General features: G+C 68.0%; 21 protein-coding genes. 13 read left to right on the top strand and 8 right to left on the bottom strand.

Features of this window, described 5'->3' with window-relative positions:
• Positions 1–54 precede the first annotated feature (54 nt).
• Positions 55–1,278: an amino acid deaminase/aldolase gene (locus HWY45_RS34775; RefSeq protein WP_059882915.1), complete on the bottom strand. Its 1,224-nt coding sequence runs from the start codon at positions 1,276–1,278 to the stop codon at positions 55–57.
• Positions 1,279–1,711: 433 nt separating this feature from the next.
• Between HWY45_RS34775 and plcR the strand changes: the two genes are divergently transcribed.
• The 4 genes from plcR (at position 1,712) to HWY45_RS34755 (ending at position 6,664) form a co-directional block, all read left to right on the top strand.
• Complete coding sequence (gene plcR / locus HWY45_RS34770; protein WP_059882917.1) at positions 1,712–2,419, top strand: phospholipase C accessory protein PlcR; 708 nt, start codon at positions 1,712–1,714, stop codon at positions 2,417–2,419.
• 65 nt (positions 2,420–2,484) lie between these two features.
• Positions 2,485–3,861, top strand: coding sequence for a pectin acetylesterase-family hydrolase (locus HWY45_RS34765; RefSeq protein ID WP_059882919.1), 1,377 nt, complete (start codon positions 2,485–2,487; stop codon positions 3,859–3,861).
• 51 nt (positions 3,862–3,912) lie between these two features.
• Entirely contained in the window at positions 3,913–5,514 is a 1,602-nt protein-coding gene (locus HWY45_RS34760) for a hybrid sensor histidine kinase/response regulator (RefSeq protein ID WP_414143460.1), read from the top strand.
• Positions 5,515–5,539: 25 nt separating this feature from the next.
• The gene (locus tag HWY45_RS34755) at positions 5,540–6,664 is read left to right on the top strand and encodes an adenylate/guanylate cyclase domain-containing protein (protein ID WP_059882923.1); all 1,125 of its coding nucleotides are present in this window, start codon (positions 5,540–5,542) and stop codon (positions 6,662–6,664) included.
• 141 nt (positions 6,665–6,805) lie between these two features.
• Here the strand turns inward: HWY45_RS34755 and HWY45_RS34750 are convergent, their stop codons facing one another.
• The 4 genes from HWY45_RS34750 to HWY45_RS34735 all read right to left on the bottom strand — a co-directional run bounded on the left by HWY45_RS34750 (position 6,806) and on the right by HWY45_RS34735 (position 9,518).
• Positions 6,806–7,417 (bottom strand): GTP pyrophosphokinase, encoded by a 612-nt coding sequence (locus HWY45_RS34750; protein ID WP_081059719.1) that lies wholly within the window; start codon positions 7,415–7,417, stop codon positions 6,806–6,808.
• On the bottom strand, positions 7,414–8,424 hold the full coding sequence (locus HWY45_RS34745; protein WP_060131814.1) for a hypothetical protein: 1,011 nt from the start codon (positions 8,422–8,424) through the stop codon (positions 7,414–7,416). Before HWY45_RS34745 ends, HWY45_RS34750 begins: the two co-directional genes overlap by 4 nt.
• 468 nt (positions 8,425–8,892) lie before the next feature.
• A complete protein-coding gene (locus tag HWY45_RS34740) occupies positions 8,893–9,171 on the bottom strand; it encodes a hypothetical protein (RefSeq protein ID WP_230942306.1) in 279 nt (92 codons plus the stop codon).
• Positions 9,172–9,263: 92 nt separating this feature from the next.
• The gene (locus tag HWY45_RS34735; RefSeq protein WP_059882929.1) at positions 9,264–9,518 is read right to left on the bottom strand and encodes a hypothetical protein; all 255 of its coding nucleotides are present in this window, start codon (positions 9,516–9,518) and stop codon (positions 9,264–9,266) included.
• 217 nt (positions 9,519–9,735) lie between these two features.
• On the opposite strand from HWY45_RS34735, the gene HWY45_RS34730 reads away from it, so the two are divergent.
• On the top strand, positions 9,736–10,614 hold the full coding sequence (locus tag HWY45_RS34730) for a PhzF family phenazine biosynthesis protein (protein WP_059882931.1): 879 nt from the start codon (positions 9,736–9,738) through the stop codon (positions 10,612–10,614).
• A gap of 124 nt (positions 10,615–10,738) precedes the next feature.
• Here the strand turns inward: HWY45_RS34730 and HWY45_RS34725 are convergent, their stop codons facing one another.
• Entirely contained in the window at positions 10,739–11,755 is a 1,017-nt protein-coding gene (locus tag HWY45_RS34725) for a DUF3466 family protein (RefSeq protein WP_230946964.1), read from the bottom strand.
• A 599-nt stretch (positions 11,756–12,354) separates the two neighbouring features.
• Here HWY45_RS34725 and HWY45_RS34720 point away from each other — a divergent pair.
• The 8 genes from HWY45_RS34720 (at position 12,355) to HWY45_RS34685 (ending at position 21,706) form a co-directional block, all read left to right on the top strand.
• Entirely contained in the window at positions 12,355–13,827 is a 1,473-nt protein-coding gene (locus HWY45_RS34720) for an MFS transporter (protein WP_059882937.1), read from the top strand.
• A gap of 10 nt (positions 13,828–13,837) precedes the next feature.
• A complete protein-coding gene (locus HWY45_RS34715; RefSeq protein ID WP_059882939.1) occupies positions 13,838–14,425 on the top strand; it encodes a hydrolase in 588 nt (195 codons plus the stop codon).
• A gap of 50 nt (positions 14,426–14,475) precedes the next feature.
• Positions 14,476–15,639: a quinone oxidoreductase family protein gene (locus tag HWY45_RS34710; protein WP_059809133.1), complete on the top strand. Its 1,164-nt coding sequence runs from the start codon at positions 14,476–14,478 to the stop codon at positions 15,637–15,639.
• Positions 15,640–15,741: 102 nt separating this feature from the next.
• On the top strand, positions 15,742–16,980 hold the full coding sequence (locus HWY45_RS34705; protein ID WP_375862149.1) for a CaiB/BaiF CoA transferase family protein: 1,239 nt from the start codon (positions 15,742–15,744) through the stop codon (positions 16,978–16,980).
• A complete protein-coding gene (locus tag HWY45_RS34700) occupies positions 16,977–17,849 on the top strand; it encodes an HpcH/HpaI aldolase/citrate lyase family protein (RefSeq protein ID WP_059882942.1) in 873 nt (290 codons plus the stop codon). The genes HWY45_RS34705 and HWY45_RS34700 overlap by 4 nt, the downstream gene beginning before the upstream one ends.
• Entirely contained in the window at positions 17,846–19,378 is a 1,533-nt protein-coding gene (locus HWY45_RS34695) for an MmgE/PrpD family protein (protein ID WP_059882944.1), read from the top strand. Before HWY45_RS34700 ends, HWY45_RS34695 begins: the two co-directional genes overlap by 4 nt.
• Complete coding sequence (locus HWY45_RS34690; protein ID WP_059882946.1) at positions 19,375–20,394, top strand: cyclase family protein; 1,020 nt, start codon at positions 19,375–19,377, stop codon at positions 20,392–20,394. Before HWY45_RS34695 ends, HWY45_RS34690 begins: the two co-directional genes overlap by 4 nt.
• Before the next feature lie 385 nt (positions 20,395–20,779).
• Entirely contained in the window at positions 20,780–21,706 is a 927-nt protein-coding gene (locus HWY45_RS34685) for a LysR family transcriptional regulator (protein WP_059882957.1), read from the top strand.
• Between the two features lie 175 nt (positions 21,707–21,881).
• On the opposite strand, the gene HWY45_RS34680 is transcribed toward HWY45_RS34685, so the two are convergent.
• Both HWY45_RS34680 and HWY45_RS34675 read right to left on the bottom strand, forming a co-directional pair.
• The gene (locus tag HWY45_RS34680) at positions 21,882–23,345 is read right to left on the bottom strand and encodes an MmgE/PrpD family protein (RefSeq protein WP_059882948.1); all 1,464 of its coding nucleotides are present in this window, start codon (positions 23,343–23,345) and stop codon (positions 21,882–21,884) included.
• 47 nt (positions 23,346–23,392) lie between these two features.
• Positions 23,393–24,475 (bottom strand): porin, encoded by a 1,083-nt coding sequence (locus tag HWY45_RS34675; protein WP_059882949.1) that lies wholly within the window; start codon positions 24,473–24,475, stop codon positions 23,393–23,395.
• Positions 24,476–24,607 lie beyond the last annotated feature (132 nt).

Raw genomic sequence — 24,607 nt, 5'->3', positions numbered from 1 at the left:
ACGTGCCGCGCGCATGCTGCGCCGCGCGCGGCGGGAAAACGGCCGCGCCGTTCGCTAGAAAAAGCTCTTGCCTTCGCCCCGGTAGGTGAGCGCCTCGCCGGCCACCTGGCCCGCGCGGATCAGCAGCAGCGTGTTGAAGCGCTCGCACAGCTCGCCCGCCTTCGCGTGGCGGAACAGCACCGGCTCGCCGATCGCGAGCGCGACGCCGGGCGGCACGCGCAGCGGCGTCTGCACTTCGCCGGCGCCTTCGTTGCCGATCAGCGCGCAGCCGGCCGGCAGCCACGGCCGCGGCAGGCGGTGCGCGCCGGCCGGGCCGGACGCGATGTAGCCGCCGCCCGAGCAGGTGACGATGCCGGGCTGCGGATGCCGGGTGACGGGCAGCGCGAAACCTGCGGCGGGCCGCGCGCGGAATGTCGCGTAGTGATCGAACAGCGCCGGCGCATAGAGGCCGGAGCCGGCCGCGAGCTCGGTGACGGATGCGTCGCCGAGCGTGCTCTCGATGCTGCCGGTGCCGCCGCCGTTGACGAAGCGCAGCGTGTGGCCGGCCGTCGCGAGCGCTTGCGCGACGGCCTGGCGGCGCACATGGATTTCCCGCGCGGAGCGCCGCTTCAGCCAGCGCAGCAGCGCGTTGCGCGCGGCGCTGCCCGGCACCGCGTCCATCACGCCGGCGATCTGGCCTTCGTAGCCCATCAGCCCGTCGAGCCGCACGCCCGGCCGCCGCGCGATGTGGTTCGCCAGCGCGAGCGCGCCGGCGACGTCGCGCACCGGCGAGCGGTACATGCCGAAGTACAGGCCGGGAAACGCCGACGACATGTCGAGATCGATCGCGAGCGGGATCACGACGCCCTCGGCGCGCGCGATCTCGTCGATGCGGTCGACCTGCGCGGCGTCGTCGACCATCAGCGTGATCGTGCGCTGCTGCCGCCGTTGCGCGGCGACCGCGCGCAGGTGCGCGGGCTCGACCGTCGGATACGCGACGACGATGTCGTCGAAGCCGCCGTCCGCGAGCCACGCGGCCTCGGCGGCCGAGTAGCACAGCAGGCCGCGCATGAACGGGCCGGCTTCCATCACCGAGCGGATCAGCGCGCGCGAGCGGACCGATTTCGTCGCGAGGCGGATCGGCAGGCCGCCCGCGCGGCGCGCGAGGTCTGCGAGATTGGCGTCGACGAGATCGAGGTCGACGAAGGCGGCGGGGAGCGCGCGGCCTGCGAGCGCGTCGCGGTAGTACGCGTAATCGCGGGCGGCGGGCGCGAAAGGCGGTGGATCTGCGCGGTTCATTGACCTGGCTCGGTTGGGGGGCGGGCGTTCGGCGCATCGATCGTGCGATGCGGGATGGCAGCCAGCATAGGGCCGGGTGGGGCGCGGACCAAGCGCGCAGCGGGTCGATCGATGGGTCCGATCCGGCCAATCGCATTGCGCGTGCGCGCGGGCGGCCGGCGCATCGGCGTGGCGCTGGACCGGCGCTTGCTAGGCGCGGCGGCGCGCCTCGCCCGCGCCCGCGCGAAGCGCCGCCGCACGGGCATTGCGCGCGTCGCTGCAGTGCCGCGAGGGCGGCGTGCGGTGCATGCCCGTGCGGCTCGTTCGGCAAAGGCGAGCCGCGCCGCTCTAGTGCGCCGGTTCTAGAACCGCTTTTGACGATGCGCGGGTTTCGACCTAGAACCTACTCGCGGATGCACCCGCGAAGCGCGGCACGGCCCATCGAGGAGACGTCGTGAACAAGAACAGCAGACTCTGGCGGCGCATAGGCATCGTGGCGGCGATCGTCGCCGTCGTCGCGGCATGGCGCTATGCGTCGCCGCTGCAGGCGAGCGCGGCACAGTCCGGTGCACCGGCGGCGACCGCCGCGAACGCACCGAACGGCCCGGCCGATGGCCCGGCGCAGGCCGCGCCCGGCCCCGAAGAACGCCGGCTCGATCTCGACGCGCTGCGCCGCAGCCTCGCGGCGCGGCCGGATGCCGACGCGGAACTGCTGCGCATCGTCGCGTTCGCGCGCTTTCGCGACACGGTGGCCGCGTACGGCAACGGCCGCAACAGCCTGCCCGACGCCGAACGGGCCGCGCTGGCCCGGCGGATCCTCGACGAACTGCCCGAGCATGTCGCGCGCCACGAGATCGTGCCGGTGCAGGCAGAAGCGCTCGGCGCGGCGCTGCTGATCGACGTGCATGCCGATGCCGCGACGCGCGGCGCGGCGATCCGGTCGATGCGCGAGCAGTGGGACGCCTACGCGCGGCAGACCGTCGGCCCGTCGCCGGCGCAGGACCCGCGTTATCTGGCGTACGCGCAGCAGAGCCGCGAGATCGTCCGGCAAGCGCAAGCGAGCGTGCCGGATCCCGCGTTGCAACAGGCCGTCATCGCGCAGCGCCTGCAGGCGCTGCGGGTCGAGCTGTTCGACGGCGCCGCACCGGCCGGCCCGCACTGAGCGCCGGCCGCATCGCGCCGCGCGGGGCGCGGCGATCCCATCACGTCGATAGAAAAGGAGGGGGCATGTCCACAGCACGACGCCTGACGCGTCTGATCGTCGCGACCCTGCTGGGCTGCGCGGCACTGAACGGCCACGCGGCCGGCACCGCCGCGCCGGACCCGGCGATTCCCTATTATTCGTGGTACGAAGTGACGCTGCCGGAAAGCAGCGGCGCGTCGTGCGGCAACGGCACGCCGATGCGCTTCTACATCAACCGCGCGCAGTCGGACAACCTGCTGTACATGATGGAGCCGGGCGGCGCGTGCTGGGACCACGGCACCTGCACGCAGACGGCCACCGGCCCGGAAGCGGGCCTCGGCGGTTTCAACCCCGACGGCATCCCGCACAACTACATGAACGGCACCACCAGCCAGACCATCAAGGCGTCGTTCCTGTCGCCGCTGATGACGCGGATGGACCTCGCGCATATCCTCGTCGGCGAACCGAAGGTGGAGACGCAGGACTGGACGCAGGTGTTCGTGCCGTACTGCACCGGCGACATCCACATGGGCAGCGCGGTGCGCAGCTACACGTCGCCGTCGGGCGACTGGCGGGTGCAGCATTACAGCGGGCTGAAGAACATCCAGGCCGTCGCGCAATGGCTCGTCGCGCACGGCCTCGGCCAGCCCGGCCGGCTGCTCGTGTACGGGATGAGCGCGGGCGGCTACGGCACGCTCGCCAACTACGCGACGCTGCGCGCCACGCTGCAGCCGCAGGCGCACAGCTCGCTGCTCAACGACGCCGGCACGGTCTTCAATACGCCCTTCGACGCCGATCCGGCGACCCACCCGTCGGTCGGCCTGTACGCGAAGGCGCGCAGCGAATGGGGGATGGACGCGCCCGACGGAATGATCACGGTGAACGCGCGGCTCACGCGCTACTTCGATCCCGGCAACATGGGCAGCGCGTACGCGGCGCTGTCGGCGACCTTTCCGCACGACCGCTTCGGCTTCTCGAGCTACCAGCGCGACCGCATCATCGCCGCGTACCACTATCGCGCGTTCGTGCCCGCGGTGATCGCGGCGCCCGACGACGCGACCAAGGACGCGCTGTCGCTCGCGATGTTCGAACGCGAGCTGGACGTGCTGAAGCAGACGATCAACCCGCTGCCGAACTTCGGCTACTTCATGCCGTGGGCGCGCAACGGCTTCATCGCGAACCACCAGGTGACGGCCGTCAGCTTCACCGGCTCGGGCATCCACGAGAACGGCATCGACGCGGACATCGGCACCTTCGTCGCCGACCTGCTCAACCAGCGGGACCCGGCCGACACGCCCGTGATGAAGGCGTTCCGCACCGAGCAATGGTCGGATTTCACGTTCTCGACCTTCCTCGCGTGGATCGACAGCGTGCTGAACCTGACCGGCGAGGCGGGGCCGATTTCGGGGCATCGGGCCTGAGCATGGAGTCCTAAACTGAAGGTGCGTCCGTGCGCGATCCGGGAAACCATCATGCGAATGCACCAAGCCGATCCGTCTGCACAATCGCCCCGCGAGGCGGACGAGGCCATCGACGGCGAGCGCGGTTTTCGCGCGCTCGCCGATGCGATCCCCCATATCGTGTGGACCTCCGACCCGACGGGTTCGATCGACTTCGTCAACCAGCGCGGGCTCGACTTCGGCGGCATCACGCTCAGCCAGGCGCAGGGCTGGGACAACTGGTCGCCGTTCGTGCACCCGGACGACCTGCAGCCCGTGTACGACCGCTGGGCGCACTCGATCGCGACCGGCGACGAGTTCGTGACGGAGTACCGGCTGCGGAGCGCGGACGGCGGGTATCGCTGGTTTCTGTGCCGCGCGCTGCCGTACCGGGATCGCGACGGCAGGATCGTCAAGTGGTTCGGCACCGAGACCGATATCGAGGACCAGAAGCAGGCGCAGGCCGCCGCGGAGCGCGCGAACCGCGCGAAGTCCGATTTCCTGTCGAGCATGAGCCACGAGCTGCGCAGCCCGCTCAATGCGATCCTCGGCTTTGCGCAGTTGATGGCGTCCGACGCGCCGCCGCCAACGCCGTCGCAACAGGCGAGCATCGACCAGATTCTGCGGGCCGGATGGCATCTGCTGGAGCTGATCAACGAAGTGCTCGACCTCGCGCGGATCGAATCGGGGCAGGTGCCGATGTCGATCGAGGCGGTGCCGTTGAGCGAGATGCTGGACGAATGCGCGTCGATGATCGCGCCGCAGGCGCGCCAGCGCGGCATCGATGCGCGTTTTGCGCCGGTCGGGCCGCTCACCCACGTGCGCGCCGACCGCACGCGCGTCAAGCAGATCGTGGTCAACCTGCTGTCGAACGCGGTCAAGTACAACCGCCCGGCGGGCACGGTCGACGTCGAATGTGCGACGCATCCGCCGGGCCGGGTGCGGATCAGCGTGCGCGACACGGGCCCGGGCCTGTCGCCCGACCAGCTCGGCCGGCTGTTCCAGCCGTTCGAGCGGCTCGGGCAGGAAGCCGGCGGTGAAGAAGGCACCGGCATCGGCCTGGTGGTGGCCAAGCGGCTGACCGAGCTGATGGGCGGCGCGATCGGCGTTGACAGCACCGTCGGCGAGGGCAGCGTGTTCTGGATCGAACTCGATGCGGCGCCGGCCCCGGAATGCGCATCGGCCGCCGCCGTGCAGCAGCCCGCCGCGCCGGCCGGCGATGCGATCGGCGGCGATGCCGCCGGCCTGCCCGCGCACACCGTGCTCTATATCGAGGACAACCCTGCGAACCTGAAGCTCGTCGAGCAGCTCGTCGCGCGGCGCGCGGGCCTGCGCATGCTGAGCGCCGCGACCGGCGGGCACGGCGTCGAGCTCGCGCGCCGCGCGCGGCCGCGGGTGATCGTGATGGACATCAACCTGCCCGACATCAGCGGCATCGACGCGCTGGCGCGCTTGCGCGCGCAGCCGGAGACGGCGGACATTCCTGTCGTCGCACTGAGCTCGAATGCGATGGCGCGCGATGTCGAAAAGGGCCTGAAAGCGGGTTTCTTCCGCTACCTGACCAAGCCGATCCGCATCGACCAGTTCATGCAGGCGCTGGCCGAAGCCGTCGCGGCGGCGGACGGCAGGCCATAGCGCGTCGCGCGTGGGGCGGCCCATCATGAGCGAACCCGCGGCGATCCTCGGCGCGCGCATCCTGATCGTCGACGATCTGGAGGCGAACGTGCTGCTGCTCGAGCAGATCCTGCGCCGGGCCGGCTATGTGAACGTGTCGTCGACGATGGATGCCGCCGAGGTCCATGCGCTGCATCGCGCGCACCGCTACGACCTGATCCTGCTCGATCTGCAGATGCCGGGCACCGACGGCTTCGAGGTGATGGAAAGCCTGAAGGCGCTCGAGGCGGACAACTACCTGCCGGTGATCGTGATCACCGCGCAGCCGGCGCACAAGCTGCGTGCGCTGGAGGCCGGCGCGAAGGATTTCATCAGCAAGCCGTTCGATCTCGCCGAAGTGCTGATGCGGGTGCGCAACATGCTGGAGGTGCGCGTGCTGAACCGCACGCTGCGCGAGCAGGGCGACGAGCTCAAGCGGCTGTATGCGAAGGTCGTCGCCGAGCAGAAGGTGTCGGAGCGGCTGCTGCTGAACATGCTGCCCTATCCGATCGCGCAGCGGCTGAAGGCCCACCTCGACGAGATGCCCGAGCGTTTCCCGCAGGTGATCGCGGACCGCTTTCCGGAGGTGTCGGTGCTGTTCGCCGACATCGTGGATTTCGCGGGCTTCGCGGCTGGGATGAGCGCCGAGCAGCTCGTCGAGATGCTCAACGACATCTTCACCGAGTTCGACGCGATCGCCGACCGGCGCGGCCTCGAGAAGATCAAGACCATCGGCGACGCGTACATGGCGGCGGCCGGGCTGCCGGAGCCGGTGGCGGACCATGCGGCGCGGGCCGCGCACATGGCGCTCGACATGATCGACGCGATGGCGCGCTTCAATGCGCTCAGGGGCGGCAATCTCCAACTGCGCATCGGTATCAACAGCGGCGAGGTGGTGGCCGGCGTGATCGGCAAGCGGAAGTTCATCTACGATCTTTGGGGCAAGGCGGTCAATCTCGCCAGCCGGATGGAATCGCAAGGGGTGGCCGGGCGCGTGCAGGTGACGGATGCGACGCGTGAGCGGCTCGGCGCGGCGTTTGTGTGCGAGGCGCGCGGGACGATCGCGGCGAAGGGGATCGGGGAGCTTAATACGTGGTTTCTGGTTGGTAGGGATGGGGAGAAGGTTGGTTGATGTGCGATGCGGTGTGGAAGAATTCAGGTTCTTCGGGGAATTTCGTGGATGTCGCTGTTCGACCCTTTTCGGACGTTCGAACTTGTCTCCGCCGAATGGCCCGTTGCGGATTACTGCAGTCGTCACCGAAAGATAACGAAATTATCTAACTGTTAGTTCTTTAGCTAGCTTGGCAAACATTTGGTCTGCCCCCCAAGCCTGTGCTGCTGTGAACGCAATCTCCCGCGCTTGAAGTTCGGTTAGCGATGCTGTCGGTTTATAGGATAGGTCGTGCTCGGCTTCTCCCCAAGCGTGTTGAAAAAGCGTCTTAATTTGCAATTCAAAGAAATCCGGGGCATCGTAATGCTCTTCGTCCTCGAATAGTTCTTCGGGAATCGCCAACACTAGATGCCTACCTTCATAGCCAAATTGCTTCGGCGAATCTGGTATGAGTGTGTTTGCTTCGATGCGATTGAAGTATTTCATGACTTTCACCTCGACAACTTCGACGTCCGACAGATAGAAGACTGTGATTCGAGCAGCAACCTGATCCTGGATTTCACTAAAGGGATCCGCATATTTGCGCTTCCCTCCGGTTTCTTTGACTGCCTTTGCGAGGAATCGCGCAGGATCCTTGGCGCGCGCGCTGACTCGATCGATGTGCTCCATTCCGTCGACACGCTGACTTAAGAATGACGCCAGGCCCGTAGCCAAGGGGGAAAGAATATTCGCATGCCGGCGCGAATACTCAGCGAAGAGTTCTTCGTCGCTCATCGCCTAGACCCCAGCTTTTCGTCCACGATCATCCCTTGCGTGGAATAGGCGTGGGCATCGCCTATTTTCGTCGGATTGAAGACGTCCTCAAATCTATCAGTCGGCGCGGACAAAGTTGCGCCATTATCAAGTTCTATCTGCTTGTATGGGACATGCCGAATGAACTCGTCGGCATCGAACCGAAACGATTCTGTGATGAGACGCGCGGGCTTAACAGCAGCTTTCACTGCGTCTTTGGCCCTTTGGGACATCGCGAACTGATCGCAAAACTGCTCAATAGTCATTGCGTTCGATGTTAAATTGCCCGCGAGTCGCGCGGCTGCGACGATCTCTCCACGAACTTGAGGGTCACCGGTAGATCTGCTTGCATCCTTCATGGCGATCGCGAGGCGGCGGGTGCCCTCCGCCGCAGTGGTTGTGAGTTCTGAGCGCAGGAAGTCCACAATCCAATAGTCGGCGATTGCTTTCGACCCGTGATTTAGCTGTCGATCTGTGGCAATGCCTTTCCATGTGTCGTTTTTACCTGTCTCGTGCCGATATGTCGCAGCTTTGTATGTGTGTGCGTTCTTTAAGAAAACTTGCTCAACAAACTCCACACTTAGCGCGCTACCGTTCTTGCTAGCCACAACCCCTTCGTCCGCAGCGAAGCGAGAAAGCACGGTGCGTTTACCTGCCTTGCCCTCGTCAGCCCCCAAGCAGACGAAGAATAACCCCATACCTGCGGTACCGGGCGTTGCTGCTTGCAATGATCGCGCCAACGGGAGCGCACTTGCTAACCTCGGCTTTGTAAAGAAAGCAAGTAACTGCTCCCGGATCGGATTGATTTTATTGTCGGAAACGAACGTGACCGGAACATCGCGTCTAGACTTGGCGCTATCAAATACTTCCGAAAGCATCTTGGAAAGCTTGCCCTCGTCTGGCTTGATGTGAATGCCATCGATGGCGTCGGCCGCCCGCTCATGATTCTTTGGATAGGTCAGAAAACTGTAGATGCTTTCGATTGACATACTAAAATTCCCCCGATGCCCCAGAGCAGATCCAACTCTGCCACCTTTTTTCCTGGCGTATTAATTAGCGTAGCAGATCGGCTTCGATTGATGCCTCTTTCTTTGCGTAGATAAGGGAAAGAACTAGAGTGCTTCCCAGTCATTTGGGGACAGATTGCCAATTTTAGAATTTTTCAATTGATTTACCATCAACTGCCGTATTTTGGCCGAGCCAGTCTGATGACCAAGGTATGCTGTGGAGCGCCCCTCTTAATCTCAGGGCACGGAGCACGTGAGGTGGAGCCGACATTCAAACGTCCGGGTGCAAGTATGGATCAGCGTCCGTCGACGACCGCGTGCTGCATCATGCAAGAAGCATGCGCAACCTGAGCCGCACGAGTTTGCGATCGGCTGCGCGCGCCACCCGAAGCAGTCATTCACCTCATTCAGTCTTGGCCGTTGAAGGCACGTCTGTGACCCCACTCCATATCAGCCTTTCCACCATCCCATCAATCGGCCCAAATCGAGAATGAACACGCCGAAGGTGCCTACTGCTGCCAAGATGGCAAGAGCGCGTTCAAATGACCCCAAGGTGACTGGCTTCTGAATAACCACTTTCTTGCCGTCCCAATACAATTCGCCAGTTTCCGTGTGGACCCCAATGAATGACGTCCCATCTATGGATATGGCGCGCACACCATCAGGCCACTCCGGCGGCCGCTCGGCCGAATACATAGTTTTGCGCAAGCTCTGCCAATCAGTGTTCATGAGCACCCCGCGTGGTTAATGGTGATCGATTGTCAACCATCCAGCCCGAGCTGTCGAACGTCTCCAAGTGGCCGGACATGGCCGTTTGCCGATCAGCCAGATTGCAAGTTGGCTACGCAGTCATGGATTGCCTGCGCGAACTGTGGATTGGATAAATCGATACCGACACGCGCCAGCGAAAGCAACAATTGCTCGACGCCTTCAACGACCCCAACGATGCGCGCGTTTTCGACGGGGTCGCTATGACTAGGAAGCGACTCCGGCAAGTCGGATTCGATACTTGCGGTACCGTCCTCAACCCTAAGGTCGATTCCGAACGGCAGAAAAAACTCTCGATTTTTGTCCATATCTCCGAGCTCGACGTCTTCCGCAGCTGCATTGTCGACGAACTGGCCGCGGAGGTCGAGCGGCCGCTTCTGGCCGATCGCCGACAGCCTGTCCCAGGTTCACCGAGAATCCGCGAAGCGCCGATAATCAGGCCTGCTTCAGGCCACCGACGACCGTTCCCGGCATCGCCGGACGATGCGACCCTTTCAACCCCCTTGCCGATACAAGGCACCCGACATGATCACGCATGCCGCACGGGTTCACGCATTCAGCATCAACGGGCAACGCGGCAACGCCGCAATCGTGTTCGCAACCGGCGTGCACGAACGAGTGGACGTCGAAGCGTGCGCGGCTGTGGCCGACCGCCTGCAATGCGAAGTCACCTGGATCCGGCGCGACGCGACACCGCGCGGAAGCGGCCTGCGCTTCTTCACGCCGGGCGGCGAGATCGCGTTCTGCGGTCACGGCACGCTCGCCGCGGCCGCATGGCTCGCCGCGCGCGACGGCGGCGCAGCCGCGCAGGTGTTCGACGTCGGCGGCGCACCGATCCGCGTCGAGCAGGATGCGCACGGGCGCTGGTCGTACCTGCAGGAAGCGGGCGGCTCGCAGCCTGTCGACGGCGACGCGCTCGTCGACGCGCTGGCCGCGCTCGGCCTGCACAACCCGGACGCGCTGCGCGCGGCCGGCGCAGCGCTCGCGCGCTCAGTCGGCGCGCCGCGCGACAAGCTGTTCGTCGCGTTGCCCGACGCGGCCGCGCTGCGCGACATCGCGCTCGACCCCGCACGCCGCGACGCGCTGTGCACGCGCCTCGACACGACGGGCCTCTATGTCTACGCGGTGTGCGACGCAGCGGCGCCGCGTCTCGTCGCGCGGCACTTCCCGCTGCGCTGCGGCATGCAGGAGGACATGGCCACCGCCGGCATCGCGCCGACCGTGGTGCGCCACGCGGGCTTCGCGGCCGCGGCCGGCGACGTCGTCATCGACCAGGGCGGCCCGGATTGCGGGAACGCGCGCCTCGTCGTGGCGGCCGGCACGGGCTCGGCGCGGCGCGTCGCGGGCGAGTGCGTGATCGTGCGCGAGATGCCGCTCGCCGGCGTCGTCGCTGCGTTGCACTGAACGCGCCGGCCGGCCGCATTGCGGCGTCGCGCGTCGCTTGTTTGGCTCGGCCAAACGGCGCTCCGTGCTCCTTGCACTGCAGCCGGCAGGACGTTCGCAAGCCCGTTATTAGCGTGACCAGGCCCTACCGGCTCCACATCACCGCGTGCGTCGCACCGGTCGACGTCGTGGCTTCGCCCACCACCTGGCCGAGTTCGTTGATCCCGGCCGCCTGGCTGCGATGGCCGCCGGGCAGCGTGCCGAGATCGGTCATCACGCCGTTCTCGATCAGGATCGCATGCATGTCCCCGTCGGCGGTATCCGCGAAGCCGACCACCTGCCCGCGGTTGTTGATCCCGGTTGCCGAGCTGTAGCTGCCGCCCGGCAGCGTGCCGAGATCGATCATCGTGCCGCGCTGGTACAGGAACGCGTGGGTGCTGCCGCTCGCGACGGTCGCGTCGCCCACCACCTGGCCGCGATCGTTGATCGCGTTCGCATAGCTGTACTTGCCGCCCGGGAGCGTGCCGAGATCGGTCATCACGCCCTTGTCGTACAGGAACGCATGGGGCGGCTCGTGAATGTGCGCGCCGCGCCCGGCCGTGCCGACCACCTGCCCGCGGTTGTTGATCGCCGTCGCGCTGCTGTCGAAGTAGCCCGGCAGCGAGCCGAGGTCGCTGAAGTGTCCGTTGTCGTACACGTAGGCATGGCCTTCGCCGTGCGGCCCGTTGTACAGGGTGCCGACCACTTGCCCGCGGCCGTGCTGGTTGATGCCGGCGGCGTCGCTCGCGAAGAAGTCCGGCGGGAAGCCGAGATCCGTCATCAGGCCGCCGTCGTACAGGAATGCGTGCGACGGCTGGCGCGACACGGTGCTCGGGCCCGCGTCGCCGCTGCCGACCACCTGCCCGCGCTCGTTGATCCCGTATGCAAGGCTGACGTCGCCGCCCGGCAGGGTGCCGAGGTCGATCATCGCGCCTTGCCGGTACAGGAACGCGTGGATGACCACCCCGTCCGGCGCGATCGACGCCCGCCCGACCACCTGGCCGCTGTTGTTGATCGCGGTGGCCGAGCTGTATGCGCCGCCGGGCAGCGTGCCGAGATCCTGGATCGCGAGCGTCTGCGCGGCGGCAGGCTGGATCGCATGGAACGAGAGCAGGGCGAACATCGTTACGGCGCGGGAGATGCTGTATCCATGGGCGAAACCCTTGCATGCGAGAGACATGGTTCACTCCTTCGGACGGAGGCGGACGCGCGACGGGGCGTGGCGGCCGGCGCACGTGCAGGCCGGTGAATCGGATCGCGATATGCATGAAACGCGCCATGCCCGTCCGCGCGGCGATTGCGCGCGTGCGGCGCTGCGGGCAAGTCGAAAGCGTTTCATCGCGGCAACGCAGCAGGCGCTATCCGGTGCATCGCGGCATCCGCTAGAGCACCCCCTCTGATGCGGCATCGCACTGCGGCATAAAACTGTCATCCAGGGTGTTATTCGCACTTCATGCGCGGCAGCCCGCATGGCGTTCGCACAGGCCGCCGCGCTGCGCCGATTCGCCTGCCGGGCAAGGCTGGCGCGGCAGGCGGCGATGCCGCTCGCAAGCTGCCGCGCCGCATCGGTCACGCCACGCCGCATGCGCGGCATTCAAGCGACGAATGTGTGCATCGCAACAATCCATTTCATCCGACGCAATCGAAACGGTAAGGTGAACGCACGTTCGAAATTCAGCGAACCACGCGAATCATGTTGCACATCCCTTACACGACGACGCCATGAAAACGACACCCGATCGACGCGAGCATGCGACCCAACCGGCCCCTTCGGCCGGCCCGCGCCTGCCCGCGCGGCTGGTGGGCCCGATCGTGCTCGGCACGCTGCTGAACGCGCTGAACTCGTCGATGATCGCGGTGGCGCTCGTCAGCATCCAGCAGGCATTCGCGCCGGCCGGCGCGGCGCATGCGCGCATCGACACGATGTGGCTCGTGTCGGGCCTGTATCTCGCGACGGCCGTCGGCCAGCCGACGATGGGGCGGCTCGCCGACCGCTTCGGCGCGAAGCGGATCTTCTGCATCGGCCTCGCGATCGTGCTGGCCGCGTCGGCGCTCGCGCCGTTCGCGCCGACGCTCGGCTGGCTGATCGCATCGCGCGTCGCGCTCGGCCTCGGCACGTCGGCCGCATATCCGGCCGGCATGGCGATGATTCGCGCGTGGTCGCAGCAGCATGCGAACGGTGCGACGCCGACGGGCGGCCTCGGTGCGATCTCGGTCGCGGCGCAGGTGGCCGTCGCGTTCGGGCCGCCGCTCGGCGGCGCGCTCGTGCAGTTCGCGGGCTGGCGCGCGATCTTCTGGATCAACGTGCCGATCGTGCTGGCCGCGTTCCTGCTCGCGTGGCTGTGGATCCCGGCCGACCCCGCGTGGCGCGGCGCATCCGCGCACCGCACGCTGCGGGCCACGCTGCGAGAACTGGATCTGCCCGGCGTCGCGCTGTTCGTGCTGACGCTCGCGAGCCTGCTGCTGTTCCTGCAGTCGGTGTCGCGCGAGCCCGACTGGCCGCTGCTCGCCGCGACGCTCGTGCTGTGTCCGCTGCTGATCCATCGCGAGCGGCAGGCCGCGACGCCGCTGATCGACATCCGCATGCTGGCCGACAACCGCGCGCTGCTCGGCACCTACCTGCGCTGCATCGGCACCTACGCGGTGTTCTACGCGATCTTCTACGCGCTGCCGATGTGGCTGCAGGAGGCGAAGCGCCTGTCGGCGGCCGACGCGGGCCTCGTGATGCTGCCGATCGCCGGCATCGGCACGGTGGCGACGATGCTCGCGACCCGCATCGCGCACCGCCGCGGCTCGCGGCCGGTGCTGATCATCGGCTCCGCGATGCTGTGCGTCGGCAGCGTCGTGATGAGCCTGATGACCAGCAGCCTGCCGGTCTGGTCGATCGTGCTGCTGTCGATCGTGTTCGGCGTGCCGAACGGCTTCAACAACCTCGGCAACCAGGCGACGCTCTACCAGAGCGCGCCGCACGACCGGATCGGCACCGCGTCGGGGCTGTACCGCACCGCGCAGTACGTCGGCGGCAGCCTGTCGTTCGCGCTGGTCGGCCTCGCGCTCGGCCATCCGGCGAGCGATCGCGGCTTGCGCGAACTGGCCATCGTGCTGGCCGTGATCAGCGTGCTGCTGCTGCTCAACGCGGCGTCGAGCCGGCATCTCGACGGCGCCACATCTTCTTCCGTTCCACAACAAAAGTGAGGCTTTCGACATGTCCATTCCGACGCTCAACCGCACGGTTGCCCTGGTGGCGATCGACCTGCAGAACGGCATCGTGTCGCTGCCGGTCGTGCCCTACACCGGCGCGCAGGTGGTGGCCACGACGGTGCAGCTCGCCACCGCGTTCCGCGCGCTGCAGCTGCCCGTGATCTACGTGCACACGAGCTACCAGCCGGACGGCGGCGTGGCATTGAAGGTGAAGACCGACGCGCCGTCGGCGCCGCCGAATCTCGACCCGAACTGGAGCGCGTTCGCGCCGGCGCTCGGCGTGCAGCCGTCCGACATCGTCGTGACGAAGCACCAGTGGGGCGCGTTCACCGGCACCGACCTGGACGTGCAGCTGCGCCGCCGCGGCGTCACCGATGTCGTGCTGACGGGCATCGCGACCAACATCGGCGTCGAATCGACGGCGCGCCAGGCTTACGAGAACAACTACAACGTCGTCGTCGTCAGCGACGCGGTGAGCACGTCGTCGACCGACGCGCAGCACTTCGCGCTGACGCAGATCTTCCCGAAGCTCGGGCAGGTCGCCGCAGCGGCCGACGTGGAGGCGGCACTGGAGCAGGCCCTGGCGCGCTGAGCGGCGCGAACCGTTCGGCATGCCACCTAGTCATTAACCGAGGAATGACGATGATCAAGACCGATGCATGGGTGCTTTACGCAGGACCGGAACCGGGCAAGCAGCACGCGCCCGTCGCGGGCGAGCTGCGGCGCGAAACCTTCGAGTTTGCCGACCTGGCCGCCGACGAGGTGCTCGTCGAGCCGCTGTACGGATCGTGGGAAGCGAACCTCGACCATGCGCTGTCGCGCAACCCGGTCGACATCTGCCGCCAGCGCCGCGAGGACAAGATCGTGCTCGGCAACGGCGCGCTGGTGCGGATCGCGGAGCGCGGCAGCGGCGTGACGTCGCTGACGGAAGGCGAGATCTGCATGGTGATGCCGTTCGGCAAGCGCGACGAATACGGGTTCGCGGAACTCGTCTACGCGTACGATGCGCCGGGCACGATAGGCGTGATGGCGCAGCGCACGAAGATGCGCGCCGACAACCTCGTGCCGGTGCCGACCGACAGCCGCCATTCGCTGCTGCAATGGGCGACCTACGGCCGCTACTTCACCGCGTGGGACAACTGGAAGGTGGCGTCGGCGTGCTGGCGCTCGCAGTTGCCGGACGTCGACCCGGCCGACTACCTGGTGTTCGGCTGGGGCGGCGGCACGACGCTCGCCGAGCTGCAGCTCGCGAAGCGCGAGGGCTTTCGCGTCGCGATGACGGCGAGCAACGACCGCCGCCTCGAGGAGCTCGCGAAGCTCGGCATCACGCCGGTCGACCGCCGCAAGTTCCCGAACCTCGCGTACGACGACGCACGCTACAAGAGCGATCCCGAGTACCAGGCAAGCTACCGCGAGTCGGAGCGCGTGTTCGCGGAGACGATCGCCGAGCTGAGCGGCGGGCGCGGCGTCGCGATCTTCCTCGACAACCTCGGCGGCGCGCTGTATCGCGCGACGATGCGCGTGGTCGGCCGCACCGGCATCGTGACGACGGTCGGCTGGAAGACCGGCATGCGCCTGTGGAACCTGCGCGCGACGGAATGCATCAACCGCCGCCTGCACATCCATACGCACGCATGGCGCTACGACGACAGCATCACGATCCGCGACTTCCAGGAATCGACCGGCTGGATCGGCCAGGAGCCGACCGAGATCTTCGATTTCGACGAGGTGCCGAAGCTGGCGGCCGACTACCTGAACGGGAAGATCCAGACGTATTTCCCGATCTACCGGATCAACGCCGTCTGACAGGCAGGGTGCGCGCCGCGTTCGCCCCGCTGCACGATGCTTAGTCATGCAGATGATGGCGGCGCGCGGCGCGCCGTTCGATTTCTTTGCATGGAGAACGCCATGGCCTCTGTGGAAGCCGAGGATGTCGACGCCGGCACGGCGTCGGAAAGCGCCCGGCCGGCGCCGCTCGACGGCATTCGCGTGATCGACGCCGCGACGCTGTTCGCGGGCCCGCTCGCCGCGACGATGCTGGCCGACTACGGCGCGGACGTGATCAAGGTCGAGCACCCGGACGGCGACCCGGCGCGCAAGTACGGCGCGCGCCGCGACGACGTGCCGTTGTGGTGGAAGGTGCTCGCGCGCAACAAGCGGGCAGTCACGCTGAATCTCGGCACGCCCGACGGCCAGCGGCTGTTTCGCGAGCTGGCCGCGCAGGCGGACGTGGTGGTCGAGAACTTCCGGCCCGGCACGCTGGAGCGCTGGGGGCTCGGCTACGACGTGCTCGCCGCGCTCAACCCGCGGCTCGTGCTCGTGCGGGTGACGGGCTTCGGCCAGTTCGGCCCGTATGCGAGCCGCCCCGGCTTCGGCACGCTCGCCGAGGCGATGAGCGGGCTCGCGTCGGTCACCGGCGAGGCCGACGGGCCGCCGCTGCTGCCGTCGTTCCCGCTCGCGGACACCGTCGCGGGGCTGAACGCCGCGTTCGCGATCATGACGGCGCTGAAGGCGCGCGAGCGCACCGGGCGCGGGCAGGTGGTCGATCTCGCGATCATCGAGACGATGCTCGCGGCGATGGGCGCGCAGATCGCGAGCTACGACCAGACGGGCAAGGTGCCCGCACGCACCGGCAACCGCTCGCCGAACAATTCGCCGCGCGGCGTGTACCGCACGGCGGACGGCAAGTGGGTCGCGCTGTCGACGTCCGCGCACAGCATCGCGGAGCGCGTGATGCACCTGGTCGGCCGCGCGGACCTGATCGACGCGCCGTGGTTCGCGAACGGCGTCGAGCGCGCGAAGCACGCGGACGAGCTGGATGCGGCCGTGGGCGGCTGGATCGCGCAGCGCACGCGCGACGACGTGATCGCCGAGTTCGAGCGCGCGCAGGCGGCGGTTGCGCCGATCTACGACGTCACCGACGTGCTCGACGATCCGCAGTACGCGGCGCTCGGCTCGGTCGTGTCGGTGCCGGACACGGAGCTCGGCGCATTCCGCACGCACAACGTGCCGTTCCGGCTGTCCGACACGCCCGGCGCGATCCGCTGGGGCGGCCCGCCGCGCGGCACGCACAACGACGAAGTATTCGGCGCATTGGGCCTGGAGCGGCGCGAGATCGCCGATTTGACCGAACGAGGCGTGATATGAAAACCAGCGCGACTTACCGCAGTTACCTGTACGTGCCCGCGCACAAGGCGCAGGTCGTGGAGAAGGCGTATGCGAGCGAAGCCGATGCCATCGTGCTCGACCTGGAGGATGCCGTGCCGGCCAGCCACAAGGCCGAAGCACGCAAGGCGGCTGCCGCGATTCTCGCGGACGGCCCGCCGAAGCCAACGTACGTGCGGATAAACCCGATCGCGAGCCCGTGGTGCCGCGACGACGTCGACGCGATCGCGCAGCCCGCGCTGCAGGCGCTGCGCCTGCCGAAATGCGACCTGCCGCAGCACATTCAGGAAGTGGCGGGCTGGCTCGACGCGCTCGGCTGCGACGCGGGAATCCAGATCCTGATCGAATCGGCGTACGGCGTCGAGACGGCCTACCAGCTTGCCACCGCGTCGCCGCGGCTGGAGCGCATCGGGCTCGGCGAGAGCGACCTGCGCGCCGACCTGCAGATCGGCGTCGACAACTTCACGCTCGAGGTGTGCCGCGCGCGCTGCGTCGTGGTGTCCCGCGCGGCCGGGCTGGCCGGGCCGATCCAGACCGTCTATCACACGCTGCCCGATCTCGACGGCCTGAAGGAATCGACGCTGCGCGCGAAATCGATGGGCTTTCTCGGCCGCTTCGCGATCCATCCGTCGCAGCTCGCGGTGATCAACGACGTGTTCACGCCGTCGGAGGACGAGATCCGCGCGGCCGAGCGCGTGCTGGAGGCGGTGGACGCGGCGGCGGGCAAGGAATCGGCGTCGTCGGTGTTCGTGCTGCCGGACGGCCGCGTGGTCGCGCCGCCGCTGATCGCGAACGCGCGCGTGACGCTCGCGCTCGCGAACAATCTTCGACTCAGTGGAGCGCTGGCATGAGCACGCCCGATACGATTTCCGCCCCCTCCGCCGCACGCGCCGAACGGCCGGCGGCGGCATGCCCCGGCGCCGGCGACGCGGCGCTGCCGCCCGACGGCATCGTCGCCGCGCTCGGCCGCTTCGCGGCGGCGGCGCGCGCCGACGGGCTGAGCCGCACGCTGCGCGCCGAGGCCGCCGCGCGCGTGCTCGACGTGGTCGGCAACAGCCTGATCGCGCACGGCGAGCCGGTCGCGCAGTCGGTGCTGCAGGTCGCGCGGCGCTGGGCCGGCAGCGGCCGCGCGAGCGTGATCGGCGCGCCGGACCGGCTGCCGGCCGCGAGCGCCGCGCTCGTCAACGGCACGCTCGCGCATGCGATGGATTTCGACGATTCGCACATGCTGTCGGTGCTGCATCCGAGCGCGTCGGTGATCCCGGCCGCGCTCGCCGCCGCGCAGGCGAGCGGCGCGTCGGGCGCGGCGCTGCTCGATGCGATCACGGTCGGCACCGAGATCTGCATCCGGCTCGGCGTGGCCGCGTACAACGCGCGGCTCGGCAATTCGGTGTTCTTCGAGCGCGGCCAGCATGCGACGTCGATCTGCGGCACGCTCGGCGCGGCGGCCGCCGCGGCGATGCTGTTCGGGCACGACGCCGCGCAGATCGCCGCCGCGCTCGGGATCGCCGCGAGCATGGGCGCGGGGCTGCTCGAGGCGAACCGCACCGGCGGCTCGGTGAAGCGGATCCACTGCGGCTGGGCCGCGCATGCGGGCGTGAGCGCGGCGGAACTGGCCGGCGCGGGCGTGACCGCGCCGCCCACCGCGCTCGAAGGCCGCTTCGGCTTCTTCCACGCGTGGTGCGGCGACCTGGCCGACGCCGGCGCGGTGCTGCGCGGCCTCGGCGACGAATGGGAAACGAGCCGGATCATCTTCAAGCCGTATCCGTGCAACCACTTCACGCATCCGGGCATCGACGCGGCGCTGCAGCTGAAGGCGGACGGCGTGACGGCCGACGATGTGGTGTGGGCCGAGCTGCGGGTCGCGACCTCGACGCTGCGCACGATCGGCGAGCCGGCCGAGCTGAAGGCGAACCCGCCGAACGGCTATGCGGCGGCGTTCTCGGGGCCGTACACGGTCGCGGCCGCGCTGCTCGGCGGCGGCGGGCTCGGCGTGTGGTTCGACGATTTCGACGACGCGCGCGCGCAGGAGCCCGCGCGGCGCGCGCTCGCCGCGAAGGTGCGCTGCGTCGCCGATCCGTGGTGCGACGCGCGCTTCCCGAATTTCCTGCCGGCCGTGCTGCGCGTGAAGCTGCGCGACGGCGAGGAGCGGGAGGTGCGGATCGAGTCGAGCAAGGGCACCAACGCGCGGCCGCTCACCGAGCAGGAGCTCACCGCGAAGTTCGTGCTGGCGGCGAGCTCGGCGATCGGCATGACGCGCGCGCTGGCGCTGCGCGACGCGGTGCGCGAACTCGTGGACGACGCGCCGCTCGATGCGCTCGCCGCACTGACGTCCGGCGTGCGGCCTCACGCCGGTCAGCCGGGAGGGCTCGCATCTTGAACGCACCGCGCTGGAACAAGCGGCCGCCCGGCTCGAACTGGGGGGATTTCGGCCCGGACGACCAGAAGGGGCGGCTGAACTGGCTGACCCCGGAGAAGGTGCGGCAGGGCGTGGCCGAGGTGCGCGCCGGGCTGTCGTTCTCGCTGAGCCTGCCGCTCGACGTGCCGCGCGGCGGCGGGCTGAACGCGCGGCGCCGGCCGCCGGCGATCATGCCGGCGCTGCTCGGCGGCAAGCCGTACTTCGGCTATCGCGCCGACGAACAGGTGGCGAACGCCACCGATGTGGTCTGCGACGATTCGTTCTGCATGCACTCGCAGTTCTCGACGCAGTGGGACGGCTTGTCGCACGTGGGCGGCCTGTTCGACGCGGACGACGACGGCGTGCCCGAGATCGTGTTCTACAACGGTTTCCGGATGGGCGAGCACCTGCGGGTGCCGCAGGAGGGCGATGCGGCGGGCGGCGCGCGCGCGCTCGGCATCGAGGTGATGGCGCAGACGGGCGTGCAGGGGCGCGGCGTGCTGATCGACCTGCGGCGCCACTTCGGCGACGCGCGCACCAAGGTCGGCTTCGACCAGCTGATGCGCGTGATGGACGCGGACGACGTGCGGGTCGAGCGCGGCGACATCGTCTGCCTCCACACCGGCTTCGCCGACCTGCTGCTGCACGACGACGGCGGTTCACCGGCGACGGTCGGCAGCGCCTGCGTGCTGGACAGCAGCGACGTGCGGCTGCTGCGCTGGATCGACGAATCGGGCCTCGCCGCGCTCGCGGCCGACAACCACGCGATCGAGGAGCGTCCGTACAACGCGCAGCCGCTCGCGCAGCCGGGCGCGCTGATGCCGCTGCACGAGCTGTGCCTGTTCAAGCTCGGCATCCACCTCGGCGAGCTGTGGCACCTGACGCCGCTCGCCGGCTGGCTGCACGCGCACCGCCGAAACCGGTTCCTGCTGACGGCGCCGCCGCTGTATCTGCGCGGGGTGGTCGGCTCTCCGGTGAATCCGGTCGCGACCGTTTAGGGCCCGTTCCCGCTCATAACGGGCTTGCGCTGGCGGCCAGCCCCACTAGGGAGTTTTTGTCACGTTCGCAAGCCCGTTATGAGCGGGAACAGGCCCTGGCGCGGGCGGCGGGTTTGTGGCGGCCGCCGCCCGTCTTTTTTGCACTGCAACCCGATCGCACAATATGGAAAACCAATTGCCGATTGGCGAGCGAATCGGAAAAATCAGGGCGTAGAACCGGATTTAATTTAAAAAACCATCCAGTATCGGCGGCTATAGAAAAATTATCCGCGCGTCAAGATTGGACTATTCTTGTGCATTGCACTAAATATCAGGGTAATTCTCTAATTGCGTTAACGCGTAATTAGGGTTCGGTGATTAACCTGTTTAGTGGATGGTCACAATCATGAATCTTCGATCGATCGACTTGAACCTGCTGGTGATACTCGACGCGCTGCTGACGGAGAAGCAGGTCACGCGGGCCGGCCTGAAGATCGGCCTCACGCAGCCGGCAGTCAGCAACGCGCTGTCGCGCCTGCGCTACGTGTTCAAGGACGAGATTCTCGCGCGCACCACCCTCGGCATGGAATTGACGCCGCGCGCGCAGGCGCTCGTGCTGCCGGTTCGGCAGATCATGCAACAAATCGAGTCATTATTTGAATCGGATTATCAATTCAATCCGTATACGTCGGAGCGTCATTTCACGGTCCGCATGTCGGATCTCACCGAATTGCTGATGTTGCCCGCCTTGTTGCGCCTCATGCGGCTGACGGCCCCGCATATCGGCATGGACGTCGTGCACCTGAGCGCGGCCAAGACCGCCGACGCGCTCGAAGCGGGGCGGCTCGACCTGGCGATCAGCGCGGGCATCGCGCATTCGGGCACGCTGTCGTCGCAAACGGTGTTTCAGGACCGGCTCGTCTGCGTGCTGAGCCGCAATCATCCGGAGGCGGAGCGGCCGCTGACGCTCGAGCGCTTCCTCGCGCTCGACTTCCTCAACGTGTCGATCAACCCGGTGGACCACAGCCTGATCGACAACCAGCTCGCGAACATGAACTTCACGCGGCGCATCGCGCTGAACGTGCCGCACTGGCTCGTCGTGCCGAACATGCTCGACGCGCTGCCGTACGCGGTGATCATGTCGGAGCGGCACGCGCTGAGCCTCGACGATGCGCGGCTCGTGATCCGCGAGCTGCCGCTGCCGATGGAGCCCGTCACCTGGTCGCTGTACTGGCACCGCCGCTACGACGCGAGCAACGCGCATGCGTGGCTGCGCAACTGCATCGTCGAGGTCGCGGAATTGCTCGAACAGGACGTTACGGTGGCGGCGTAGCGCGCCCTCCGCCATTCGCCGTTAGCCGTTAGCTGCCGCCGTGCCGCCGTGCCGCCGTGCCGCCGCTCAGCCTCAGCCTCAGCCGACCACCAGCAGCGACGGCAGCGCCGCGACGTCGGGCTGTTCGTCGAGCCGCCACAACGCCGACGCCGTGCCGCCGTGCCGCCGCTCAGCCTCAGCCGACCACCAGCAACGACGGCAGCGCCGCGACGTCGGGCTGTTCGTCGAGCCGCCACAAGTAGTCGAGCGCCGCGCGCGTCTGCGCGTCGCGCCAGTGCCGCCGGCAGTTCTTCGCGAACTTCGCTTCGTAGTCGCCGCGCTGCATCGGCCGCGTCGGCGAGCCGGGCAGGTCGTCCACCTGCTTCGTGAAGGTCGCGCCGTCGTCGCGCACGGCCGTCACGCGGTTCGGCGCCTGCGCCGGATAGCGGGCGGTCAGCGCCGGGTCCGCGTGCACCGTGACCTTGTCGATCAGCACGCGCAGCGCCGGATCGTGCAGCGCGTCGTGCCGGTAGCTCTCGGTCGTGATGTCGCCGTCGAGCATCGCGCGCGCGACGATGTACGGCAGGCTGTGGTCGGCGGTCTCGTGGGTCGACGGCGCCCATTTCTCGCGGTCGCGGCCGGCCGTCACGTAGCCGACCTCGGTCGTGTGGATCTCGATGCGGCGGATGCGGCGCAGGTCGCCGACCTGCGCGGCGACGTCGAGCGCCGCCGGGATCGCCGTCTGCGTGAGCCCCTGCGCCGGATAGAACTTCACGAAGCACTTGCCGATCCGGAACGCGCCGCCGCGCCCGCCGAATTCGCCCGTGTCGAGCGCGAACGGCCCCGACACCTGCGGGAAGAACCCGGCCATCCCCTCGAAGATCGGCGACGGGCCCGTGAGCCCGGCGCGCGCGAGCTGCGTGGAGAACACCGCATTGCGCGCGGCGTCCGCATCGGCGAGCGCCTTCCAGTTCGACAGCTCCTGCACGCGCGTCTGGTTCAGCGCGAGGTGGCTGTTGATCGACAGGCTGATCGCCTGCACGAGCTGCGGCGCGGGCAGGCGCATCAGCTTGCCGGCGGCGAGCGCGACGGCCGGCAGGCTGTAGCACGTGTGATCCCAGCCGCGCGGGCTGATCGCGGCGGCGTCCATCAGCCGGCAGGCAATCTCGTACGCGATCGCGATCGACAGGATCAGCTCGCGGCCGCTCGCGTGCTGCGCTTCCGCGACGGCGAGGCATGCGGACATGTTGTCGCTCGGGTGGCCGGTCTCCTTGCCGGCGTACGCGTCGTTGAAATCGAAGTAGCGCAGCGCGGTGCCGGTCGCGAAGGCCGCGAGGTCGGGGCTCGTGCGCTGCGCGGTGCCGATCACCGTCGCGACGCCGCCGGGCGACGCGAGCGCCGCGTCGCGCGCGATGCGCACCGGCCGTTCGTCGTGCGCGGCGATCGCGCAGCCGAGCGCGTCGATCAGGTGCGCCTTGACCGTCTCGACCGTGGCGGCGTCGAGGTCGTGGTATTGCAGCCCGGCCGCGTAGTCGGCGAGCTGTTGCGCGAGGTCCGGGCGGCCGTTGCGCGGGTCGGCCGCGGGCGATGCAGCGGCGCGGCCGAAGGGCAGCGCGAGCGCGGCGCCGGACAGCGTGGAAAGGAAGTGGCGGCGGTTCATTTTGGAAAACTCCGAAGGTTCCTGAAGCTGGGGGAGAGGCAATGGGCTCAGAACGCCTTGCGCATGCCGAGCGCGACGCCCACGCTGCTGGCGCGGCCGGCGGCGAGCGTGTAGTGCAGGAAGTTGTAGTTGTAGTTGTCGAAATCGAGCGCGGCGCGGCGCACGTAGCCACCCGCCAGGTACAGCGTCGTGGCTTTCGACACGAAGTAGTTCAACTGCAGCGTGACCTGCTGCGGGTTGGCCGGCTGCGGCTTGCCCGCCTGCGCGTTCGCGGGGTTCTGCGCGTGGATGTCCTCGTAGTAGAACGCGCCGATCGCCTGCAGGAAATCGCTGATGCTGTAGCGCATGCCGGCCCACCAGAACGTGTAGCGTGTGACGACCGACGGCGTGTTCACGCCGCTCTGGCCGTGCACGACGCCGGCCATCAGCTGCGCACGGTCGAACCGCACGATCGTGGATGCCGCGTAGCGGCGGAAATGCGCGAAGCCGCCCGGCTGCGGCGTGTGGACGTCGTCGAACGCGGCGGCGAACGAGAACGCGCCGCCCGCATAGTCGAAGCCCGCGCCGTATGCGGCGTTCGACTGGAATGCGCCCGGCGTGTTGCCGAACGCGTAGTGCGTTTCGAGCGTCAGCGCGCCGACCTTCGCGATGTACTTGGCGACGTTGTTCTCGCGGAAGTTGACGCCGACGACCGCGCCGGCCGGCTCGTACAGCGTCGAATACGCGCCGGTCGGCGAGTAGCGCTCCATGATGTCGAACAGCGTCGAGTACTGGCGGCCGAGCCGCAGCGCGCCCCAGCGTTCGTGCTGCAGCGCGACCCACGCGGAGCGGTCGAAGCCGCCGCCGCCGGTGGCGCTGCCGTTGTTCAGGTTGAAGCCGCTTTCGAGCCGGAACGCCGCCTGCCAGCCGCCGCCGAGATCCTCGACGCCCTTCAGGCCCCAGCGCGAGCCGCTCTTGCCGCCCGACGCCATGCGCACCTGCGACACCGACGACTTGTCGCCGGGCGCGGCCTGGTGCGTGAGGAATTCGGTGTAGATATCGGCGATGCCGTACAGCGTCACGCTGCTCTGCGCGCAGGCGCCGGCCGATACGAGGCCCAGTCCGCACAATGCGGACATCCGCTTGCCCATGGGTCGTCTATATGAACGCGTCCCGTTTGCAACAGTTCTCGTGTGTTACGACAGACAGGATGGGCAGCAGCTCTATATCCGGCCTTGTTGCAGCCGGTACTGCCGCTGCGGGCCCCTATGAAATACGCTGAC

The sequence above is a fragment of the Burkholderia stagnalis genome, from assembly GCF_902830275.1.
In the GTDB taxonomy this organism is placed as follows: Bacteria; Pseudomonadota; Gammaproteobacteria; order Burkholderiales; family Burkholderiaceae; genus Burkholderia; species Burkholderia stagnalis.
The sequence above is the reverse complement of the archived record's forward strand: the minus strand, read 5'-3'. Positions and strand labels throughout refer to the sequence as shown.

Bases quoted from the DNA above. Each gene is read 5' to 3' on its own strand.
- HWY45_RS34715 (WP_059882939.1), top strand. From the start codon at position 13,838: ATGTCCATTCCGACGCTCAACCGCACGGTTGCCCTGGTGGCGATCGAC.
- HWY45_RS34695 (WP_059882944.1), top strand. From the start codon at position 17,846: ATGAGCACGCCCGATACGATTTCCGCCCCCTCCGCCGCACGCGCCGAA.
- HWY45_RS34750 (WP_081059719.1), bottom strand. From the start codon at position 7,417: ATGAGCGACGAAGAACTCTTCGCTGAGTATTCGCGCCGGCATGCGAAT.
- HWY45_RS34685 (WP_059882957.1), top strand. From the start codon at position 20,780: ATGAATCTTCGATCGATCGACTTGAACCTGCTGGTGATACTCGACGCG.
- HWY45_RS34725 (WP_230946964.1), bottom strand. From the start codon at position 11,755: ATGTTCGCCCTGCTCTCGTTCCATGCGATCCAGCCTGCCGCCGCGCAG.
- HWY45_RS34705 (WP_375862149.1), top strand. From the start codon at position 15,742: ATGGCCTCTGTGGAAGCCGAGGATGTCGACGCCGGCACGGCGTCGGAA.
- HWY45_RS34755 (WP_059882923.1), top strand. From the start codon at position 5,540: ATGAGCGAACCCGCGGCGATCCTCGGCGCGCGCATCCTGATCGTCGAC.
- HWY45_RS34745 (WP_060131814.1), bottom strand. From the start codon at position 8,424: ATGTCAATCGAAAGCATCTACAGTTTTCTGACCTATCCAAAGAATCAT.
- HWY45_RS34730 (WP_059882931.1), top strand. From the start codon at position 9,736: ATGATCACGCATGCCGCACGGGTTCACGCATTCAGCATCAACGGGCAA.
- HWY45_RS34735 (WP_059882929.1), bottom strand. From the start codon at position 9,518: ATGGACAAAAATCGAGAGTTTTTTCTGCCGTTCGGAATCGACCTTAGG.
- HWY45_RS34700 (WP_059882942.1), top strand. From the start codon at position 16,977: ATGAAAACCAGCGCGACTTACCGCAGTTACCTGTACGTGCCCGCGCAC.
- HWY45_RS34675 (WP_059882949.1), bottom strand. From the start codon at position 24,475: ATGGGCAAGCGGATGTCCGCATTGTGCGGACTGGGCCTCGTATCGGCC.
- HWY45_RS34775 (WP_059882915.1), bottom strand. From the start codon at position 1,278: ATGAACCGCGCAGATCCACCGCCTTTCGCGCCCGCCGCCCGCGATTAC.
- HWY45_RS34720 (WP_059882937.1), top strand. From the start codon at position 12,355: ATGAAAACGACACCCGATCGACGCGAGCATGCGACCCAACCGGCCCCT.
- HWY45_RS34740 (WP_230942306.1), bottom strand. From the start codon at position 9,171: ATGAACACTGATTGGCAGAGCTTGCGCAAAACTATGTATTCGGCCGAG.
- HWY45_RS34760 (WP_414143460.1), top strand. From the start codon at position 3,913: ATGCGAATGCACCAAGCCGATCCGTCTGCACAATCGCCCCGCGAGGCG.
- HWY45_RS34680 (WP_059882948.1), bottom strand. From the start codon at position 23,345: ATGAACCGCCGCCACTTCCTTTCCACGCTGTCCGGCGCCGCGCTCGCG.
- HWY45_RS34765 (WP_059882919.1), top strand. From the start codon at position 2,485: ATGTCCACAGCACGACGCCTGACGCGTCTGATCGTCGCGACCCTGCTG.
- HWY45_RS34710 (WP_059809133.1), top strand. From the start codon at position 14,476: ATGATCAAGACCGATGCATGGGTGCTTTACGCAGGACCGGAACCGGGC.